At 61.5% G+C, this 7,049-nt stretch carries 7 protein-coding genes; 5 read left to right on the forward strand and 2 right to left on the reverse strand.

Going from position 1 to position 7,049, the window contains the following annotated elements:
• Positions 1-18: 18 nt before the first annotated feature.
• Genes rbsK through GE027_RS16680 form a run of 5 tightly spaced genes read left to right on the forward strand, consistent with a single transcriptional unit; the run spans position 19 to position 5,387 of the window.
• Positions 19-933, forward strand: coding sequence for a ribokinase (gene rbsK, locus GE027_RS16660; RefSeq protein ID WP_390621604.1), 915 nt, complete (start codon positions 19-21; stop codon positions 931-933).
• Complete coding sequence (locus GE027_RS16665) at positions 921-1,895, forward strand: sugar ABC transporter substrate-binding protein (protein WP_153558347.1); 975 nt, start codon at positions 921-923, stop codon at positions 1,893-1,895. Before rbsK ends, GE027_RS16665 begins: the two co-directional genes overlap by 13 nt.
• Positions 1,892-3,403 carry a sugar ABC transporter ATP-binding protein gene (locus GE027_RS16670; RefSeq protein ID WP_153558348.1) on the forward strand — a complete coding sequence of 504 codons (1,512 nt, stop codon included), beginning with the start codon at positions 1,892-1,894 and terminating at the stop codon, positions 3,401-3,403. Before GE027_RS16665 ends, GE027_RS16670 begins: the two co-directional genes overlap by 4 nt.
• Positions 3,400-4,359 carry an ABC transporter permease gene (locus GE027_RS16675; RefSeq protein ID WP_237607597.1) on the forward strand — a complete coding sequence of 320 codons (960 nt, stop codon included), beginning with the start codon at positions 3,400-3,402 and terminating at the stop codon, positions 4,357-4,359. The genes GE027_RS16670 and GE027_RS16675 overlap by 4 nt, the downstream gene beginning before the upstream one ends.
• Positions 4,356-5,387: a nucleoside hydrolase gene (locus tag GE027_RS16680; protein ID WP_237607598.1), complete on the forward strand. Its 1,032-nt coding sequence runs from the start codon at positions 4,356-4,358 to the stop codon at positions 5,385-5,387. Before GE027_RS16675 ends, GE027_RS16680 begins: the two co-directional genes overlap by 4 nt.
• A 190-nt stretch (positions 5,388-5,577) precedes the next feature.
• Here GE027_RS16680 and GE027_RS16685 read toward each other — a convergent pair whose 3' ends face one another.
• Positions 5,578-6,171 (reverse strand): tetratricopeptide repeat protein, encoded by a 594-nt coding sequence (locus tag GE027_RS16685; protein ID WP_153558350.1) that lies wholly within the window; start codon positions 6,169-6,171, stop codon positions 5,578-5,580.
• Positions 6,172-6,374: 203 nt separating this feature from the next.
• Positions 6,375-6,737, reverse strand: a complete 363-nt coding sequence (locus GE027_RS16690; protein ID WP_153558351.1) for a hypothetical protein — start codon at positions 6,735-6,737, stop codon at positions 6,375-6,377.
• Positions 6,738-7,049: the final 312 nt, after the last annotated feature.

Below are 7,049 nucleotides of genomic sequence, written 5' to 3' on the forward strand. Positions count from 1 at the left end.
TCCGCGCGGCCGCGGATTGTGGTCTGCGGTTCGATCAATATGGATTTGGTCGTTCGCTGCCAGCAGATCCCCAAGCCGGGACAGACGGTGAGCGCGGAGTCGGCGTCCGAAGTCTGTGGCGGCAAGGGAGCCAATCAGGCGGTCGCCGCGGCGTTGGCCGGCGGGCAGGTGCAGATGATCGGTCGCGTTGGCGACGATGCGTTTGCCGGACGATTGTGCGAGAACCTGCAAAAGCACGCGGTGGATTGCGCTGCGGTGATGCCGACGCCCCAAAGCACCAGCGGATTGGCCGTCATTGCGGTGGAACGGTCGGGCGAAAACTCGATCTTGGTGGTTCCCGGGGCCAACGGCCGATTGTCGCCGCAGGATGTCCTACGGCATCAGCAGATCATCCAGTCCGCCGACGTCCTGATGCTGCAGTTGGAGATCCCCACGCCCAGCGTGCTGGCGGCAATTCGGGTCGCCAACACCGCCGGGGTACGCTGTATTCTCGATCCCGCGCCGGTTGCCCAGGACTGGACCGACGAGCTGCTGGACGTCGATCTGGTCTGCCCGAATGAAAGCGAAGCGGCGGCGCTGGTCGGCAGGGAGATCCACAGCGTCGAGGATGCCCGTGCGGCGGCTCGGCAATTGCAAACACGCGGCGCCAAGAATGTCGCGATTACGATGGGCGAAAAAGGAACCGGATTGCTGGCCGGCCAGACGTTTCACCACGTCCCTGCCCCTTCCATCCAGCCCGTCGATACCACGGCCGCGGGCGACGCGTTTGCCAGCGCCCTGGCCGTAGAGTGGGCCGATACGTCGAACCTGCTGCAGGCGACCCGCTTTGCGAATTTCGCGGGTGCCCTGGCGGCGACGAAGTTCGGTGCCCAGCAGAGTCTTGCCAATCGAAATGAGATCGAAGCTTTTAGGAAACAAGCATGCACACAGTAAAACAAATCCTGCTTCCGCTGGCATTTGCCGGCATCTGTCTGACGATGGGTTGCAAGAAATCGATCACGACCGACGCACCTGCCAGCGAGACGTCGGACAAACCCAAGGTGGCATTGATCATGAAGTCGTTGGCCAACGAGTTCTTTTCGACGATGGCTGAAGGGGCCCAAACGCATCAGCGCCAAAGCGGCGAATACACCCTGATCGTCAACGGGATCAAAGACGAACGAGACGTCAGTCGCCAAGTCGCTTTGGTTCAGGAGATGGTCGCCAGCGACATCGATGCCATCGTCATCGCGCCGGCGGAATCCCAGGCCCTGATTCCGGCACTGCGGCGAGCCGTCAAAGCGGGCGTCGTGGTGGTCAACATCGACAACAAACTGGACCCCGAAATGCTGGCCGACGAAGGGTTGGAGATCCCGTTCGTGGGTCCCGACAACCACGCCGGCGCCAAAAAGGTCGGACAGTATCTGGCCGCCCGACTGGATGAAGGCGATGCGGTTGCCGTTTTAGAGGGGCTGCAGACGTCGGAGAACGGCCGCGCCAGAAAAGCCGGATTCGAACAGGCGATGGACGAGGCGAGCATCACGATCGTGGACAGCCAGTCGGCGCAGTGGGAGATGGCCAAAGCCAATGAGGTCGCCTCGTCGATGCTCAGTGAACACCCTGAGGTCAAAGCGATTTTAGCCGCCAACGACAGCATGGCGTTGGGCGCGGTTGCCGCGGCCAAGAGCGTCGGCCGCAGCGACGACCTGCTGATCGTCGGCTTTGACAATATCGCGGCCGTTCAGGACGCGATCCGTGACGGCAAAGTCCTGGCCACGGCCGATCAACACGGCGACCAACTGGCGGTGTACGGTATCGAAACGGCGCTGGAATTGATTGCCGATGCGGAGGCTGAGGTTGCCGACGTGGAAACGCCGGTGGATTTGGTCACCATCGAAACGCTGGGCGCCGAATGACCACGCTGTTGGCCGTCAACGGGATCACCAAACGCTTCGGCGCCGTGACGGTGCTGGACGGTGTTTCGCTGGACGTGCGCCCCGGAGAGATCCACGCCCTGCTCGGTGCCAACGGTGCCGGCAAGAGCACCCTGTGCCGAATCATATCGGGACTGCTGGCCAGCGATGAAGGCTCGATGCGTTTGGCCGAACGGGCCTATGCGCCACGGAGCAAGCAGGCCGCGGAACGGGCCGGGGTGCAGATTGTTCAGCAGGAACTGAATCAGGTCCGTACGTTGACGGTGGCGGAGAATATCTATCTGACCCGCTTGCCCAATGTTTGTGGCGTTGTTCGTCCGCGTCGCCTGGCCCAGCAAGCTCGACGCGTGCTCGATCATTTCGGATTGAACGACGTCGATACCGACACCGTGATGGGCACCCTAGGCGTGGGCCGACAGCAGATGGTCGAAATCGCCACCGCCCTGGATCGGCAGTGTCGGTTGCTGATCTTGGATGAACCGACCGCGGCGCTCAGCGGCGGCGAAACGCAGCGCTTGTTCCAGCGCTTGCGCACGATGCGCGATCAAGGAATCGGCATCATCTATATCAGCCACCGGCTGGACGAAGTGGCCCAGTTGTCCGACCGGATCACCGTGCTGCGAGATGGCCAGGCGGTTTGCACGCGGCCGACATCGTCCCTGTCGACCGACCAGATGGTGGACCTGATGGCGGGAGCGGCCAGTGGTCAACAGCATGCATTCCGCTCCTTTGCGACCGACCAGACGATGCTGCGGGTCGAGAACCTGTCGGCCGGCATGGTTCGAGACGTCTCCTTTTCGGTGCGTCGCGGCGAGCGTTTGGGGATCGCCGGATTGGTCGGTTCGGGACGCACGGAGTTGTTGCGAGCCGTATTTGGTGCCGACCCCGCCCAGGGCGGGACGGTTCAAATCGGCGCCGGACGCCCGAGGCTCTTTTCCCAGCCCAGCCAAGCGGTCGCGGCCGGGTTGGCGATGGTGACCGAGGACCGCAAGCACAGCGGTCTGCTGCTGCGCCAATCCATCCGCTCCAACACCACGATCAACTCGCTGGGTCGACGATTTGCCTCGTTCGGTATCATCCGCCGGCAGCGCGAGTCGCAGGCGGCCCAAACGATGGCGGCCCAGCTGGATACCAAGTGCAACCACATCGAACAGATGGTCGGCACGCTCAGCGGCGGCAACCAGCAGAAGGTCGCGATTTCTAAGTGGTTGGTTCGCGATGCGGAAGTTTTCTTTTTTGACGAGCCGACGCGCGGCATCGATGTGGCGGCGCGGCGACGGATCTATCGATTGATCGAGTCGCTGGCGGAGGCCGGCAAAGCGGTCGTCATCGTCAGTAGTGACCTGGACGAGTTGTTGGAGACCAGTGATCGAATCGGCGTGATGTCCGCTGGCAAATGGGTCGACGACTTCGCTCGTGGGTCCTGGTCGGCTGAGCAGATCATGCGAGCGGCGTTCGCCGGCTATCGAGACGCGGAGACGGTTGCGTGATTACCAAACAAATGAAAGGCACCGTCGCGCAGTATGGCGGCTTGCTGACGGCTCTGGCTCTGTTGATCCTGGTATTCAGCTTGCGGACGGATAGTTTTTTCCAGCTCGGTACGGCCAGGTTGATCGCCAATCAGATCCCGGAGCTGACGCTGTTGGCCGTGGGCATGACGTTGGTGCTGCTGATCGGCCAGATCGACCTGTCGGTCGGCAGCGTGATGGCGCTGGCCGGAGCCGTACTGGGCGTCTTGATGGCCAAGCATGATTGGTCGCTGGGGGCGGCCGTTCTGGCCGGTTTGGCCACGGCTGCGGCTTGCGGCTGGACGACCGGGGCGATTTCGATCTGGTTTCGGATCCCTTCCTTTATTGTTTCGCTGGGGATGCTGCAGATCGCTCGTGGGGCCACCCGTCGGTTGCTCGAATCCAAGACGTTGACGATCGGATCCGACATTGCGGTGATCAGTGAACCCCTGCCCGGAATCGGTTTGTCGCCCGCGTTCTTGATCGCCATCGTGGCCGTTTTTGCAGCCCAGTTTTTGATCAGCGGAACCGTGTTCGGGCGATACTGCGTGGCGATCGGGACCAATGCCGAGGCCGTACGGATGTCGGGGATCCGAACCGCTCCGTATGCGATCACCGTGTTCGTGATCAGCGGACTGTTGTGCGGTCTGGCGGCCTTGGCACCAACGTCGCTGATGGAGGCCGCCGATCCGGGAGCCGGCAACGGTATTGAATTGTCGGCGATCGCCGCTTGCGTGATCGGCGGCACCAGTTTGATGGGCGGACGCGGCAATGCGATCAGCACCTTTCTCGGGGTGCTGGTAATCGCCGTGCTGCAGACCGGGCTCAGCCGGATGTCCGTCGAAGATGCTAATAAACAAATCGTGACCGGCGTGGTCATCATCATCGCGGTGTTGATCGACACCGTGCGACGCAATTGGGAGAAATCAGCATCGTGACATCTCGAGTATTCCTATTGGGCTGGTTGTTGTGGTTCCCTGTTTGGGGGTTTGCCGAGACACTTCCCAGGATCGTTTTCGATACCGACATCGCTGGCGACGTCGATGACGCTTTGGCGCTGGCCATGTTGCATGCGCTGGCCGACCGTGGCGAATGTACCATCGAGGCGGTGACGGTTTCCAAGTCGCATCCGCAGAATGCGCCGATGGTCGATGCGATCAATACGTTCTATGGTCGGTCCGGGATTCCCATCGGAGTGACCAAGGGAAACTACCCCAAGGACAGCAAATACGTCGATCTTGCCGAACAAAAGGACGACGGCGTGCTGCGTTATCCCCATGATTTGATGAGCAGTGCGGATGCCCCGGACGCTGTGGACGTACTGCGGCAAGTGCTGGCCGAGGCCGAGCCGAATTCGATCACGATCATACCGGTGGGACTGGCCGTCAACATCGCCGACCTGCTGGAGTCGCCCGCCGACGATATCAGTCCGCTGACCGGTGTCGAACTGGTGCGCGACAAGGTCAAGCTGCTGTCGATCATGGCCGGGGCGTTCAACCCGGTGAACGGGAACACGCATTTCCTGGAAGCCAACGTCGTCAATCACGTCGGTTCGATGCAACGTTTTGTCCGACAATGGCCCAGCGAAGTGCCCGTCGTCTGGAGCGATTTTAATATCGGCATCCGCGCTCGGTATCCCAGGCGTAGTATCGCCAATGATTTTAAGTACATGCCGCACCATATCATTCGCGAGTCGTATCTGTTGTTCTGCGGACCGGATCACGACCGCCCCAGCTGGGACCTGACCAGCGTGCTGTACGCCGTCCGTCCCGGCGATGGCTATTTTGGGTTGTCGCCCAAGGGGACGGTCGGCGTTGCGGACGACGGCTTTACGACGTTCACCCCAGCCGCCACGGGAAACCATCGCTATCTGAAGATGAACGGAATGCAGGCGGCTCGCGTGATCGAAGTCCAGCGCGCTTTGGTCAGCCAGCCGCCGGTGCGTCACCAACCGTCCGGACGCTAGCCCCCGGTTCGGTTCATCAGCCGTTTGGGCGCTAGCCCCCGGTTCGTACACGCGACGTTTCGTGGTGAATCGCCAGGCCGGCTGAACCGTACGCTAGCGCGTGGCCGGCTGAACCGTACGCTAGCGCGTTGTCGGCTGAACCGTACGCTAGCGCGTTGTCGGCTGATGGGTTGGTCGGCTGAACCGTACGCTAGCGCGTTGTCGGCTGATGCGGGAACCGCTCTTCCCAACAGAACCGGCCCAATGGGTGTGCCGGTACTGGGGGACCCTGCTTGGGCTCGATGCGGTTCAGTCGCCAGTCCAAACGACGCAGCCAACTCATCCCCGCAACCCACTGTGCCGTGGCTTGCCGTAGTTGCTTAACGGCGGGGTCGTCCTCGCGGCGGATCTCATCCAACACGTCCAGGGCCCCCGATGGCGTGCCGCCATAGAACAGAGCGATCGCAAAGTTGATCGCCATATGATCCGGTACTTCAGGGCGGACCGTCAGCGTACCGGATTGAATTACCGAGGAACGCAAAACGTCGACGGCTTGTTTAAAACGCCCAAGTCGTATCAAGCACACGGCACGGCAATTCAGGTTTTCCGGATGGCGACTGTCGACGGAAAAGAGCTGGAGGGCGCGATCGTAGTCTCCTTTCGCGATGGCATCTTTCGCGCGTTGGAACTTTGGATCCTTGGGTAGGTTGGGTTCGCTGGCTGCCGCGACCGCCTGGGCTTTCTTGGCATCGCTGCGAGGATTGGGATCGGTCGCCGGCTGAGCGGCTTTGCTGGAAACAGGCATGGTTGACTCACGGAAAGTTGGTTGGGATACATGGGTAGATCGAATCGCGTGACCGCGCCCTAGCCCTTGCGGTGCAGCCGCCGGCGAACGCGCAGAACACCTGTCTGCGATGTCCAGACGGACTTCCAGACAGCAAGCACGCACGGGCGTGGGCCGAAGCCTAGGCGTCGGTCACAAAGAGGTGAGGACGATCGAGAAGTGCCCTACAGCCGAAGGGCGATGCCTAGATCCAACAGCGTGGCATGACGGCCCGAACGCAGAGCCGGCGACGGCGCGCCAGCCAATCCGGAGACCGGATGCTGTAGGGCTCGCCAAGCAAGATCCGCGGGCTGAAGAAAATCTCCCCTGTGTCCGCCCAGTAGCTCGCGGACCGAAAACTCGTCCATCGAGACACTGGCAGGAGACGTTGTGTTCACCGCGGCAACGCTCGCGGTGTCCGCCGCCGACGACGGGACGGGACTGGCGGTAGCCGCAACCACGGGCATGACCAGCGACAACCCCATCCAGACACCGCAAAACGCGATGGCGAGCAGGCGACGCGGGAAGACGGGAAACGGTCCAGACATGGACGGGGGAAGTTTAAGAGGAAGGGGCAACACCAACGGCAATCATTTCATTATCCGTTGGCAAGTCAAGCGAGCAAGATAGAATCCAGCGAAGATTGGCAAAGTACGTTCGCCCCATGGGAATTGGCTGCTCACTCGTACTTAGTTGCGCAGCAGCGGTACTCGTACTCAGCGCAGCGGTACTCGTACTCGGATCGCTGGTGGTTGAAGAGGGTTGCGGTTGGTGACGGGGGGCGAGTGCGAGTAGGCGTTTTTCACAGGCTGGAAGCCTATGCCAATGTTTTTCACAGGCTGGAAGCCTATGCCACTGCT

Origin of the sequence: Roseimaritima sediminicola (genome assembly GCF_009618275.1) — a bacterium.
GTDB lineage: Bacteria > Planctomycetota > Planctomycetia > Pirellulales > Pirellulaceae > Roseimaritima > Roseimaritima sediminicola.

Coding starts and splice junctions, on each gene's coding strand:
- GE027_RS16685 (WP_153558350.1), bottom strand. CDS start 6,171: ATGCCTGTTTCCAGCAAAGCCGCTCAGCCGGCGACCGATCCCAATCCT.
- GE027_RS16670 (WP_153558348.1), top strand. CDS start 1,892: ATGACCACGCTGTTGGCCGTCAACGGGATCACCAAACGCTTCGGCGCC.
- GE027_RS16665 (WP_153558347.1), top strand. CDS start 921: ATGCACACAGTAAAACAAATCCTGCTTCCGCTGGCATTTGCCGGCATC.
- GE027_RS16690 (WP_153558351.1), bottom strand. CDS start 6,737: ATGTCTGGACCGTTTCCCGTCTTCCCGCGTCGCCTGCTCGCCATCGCG.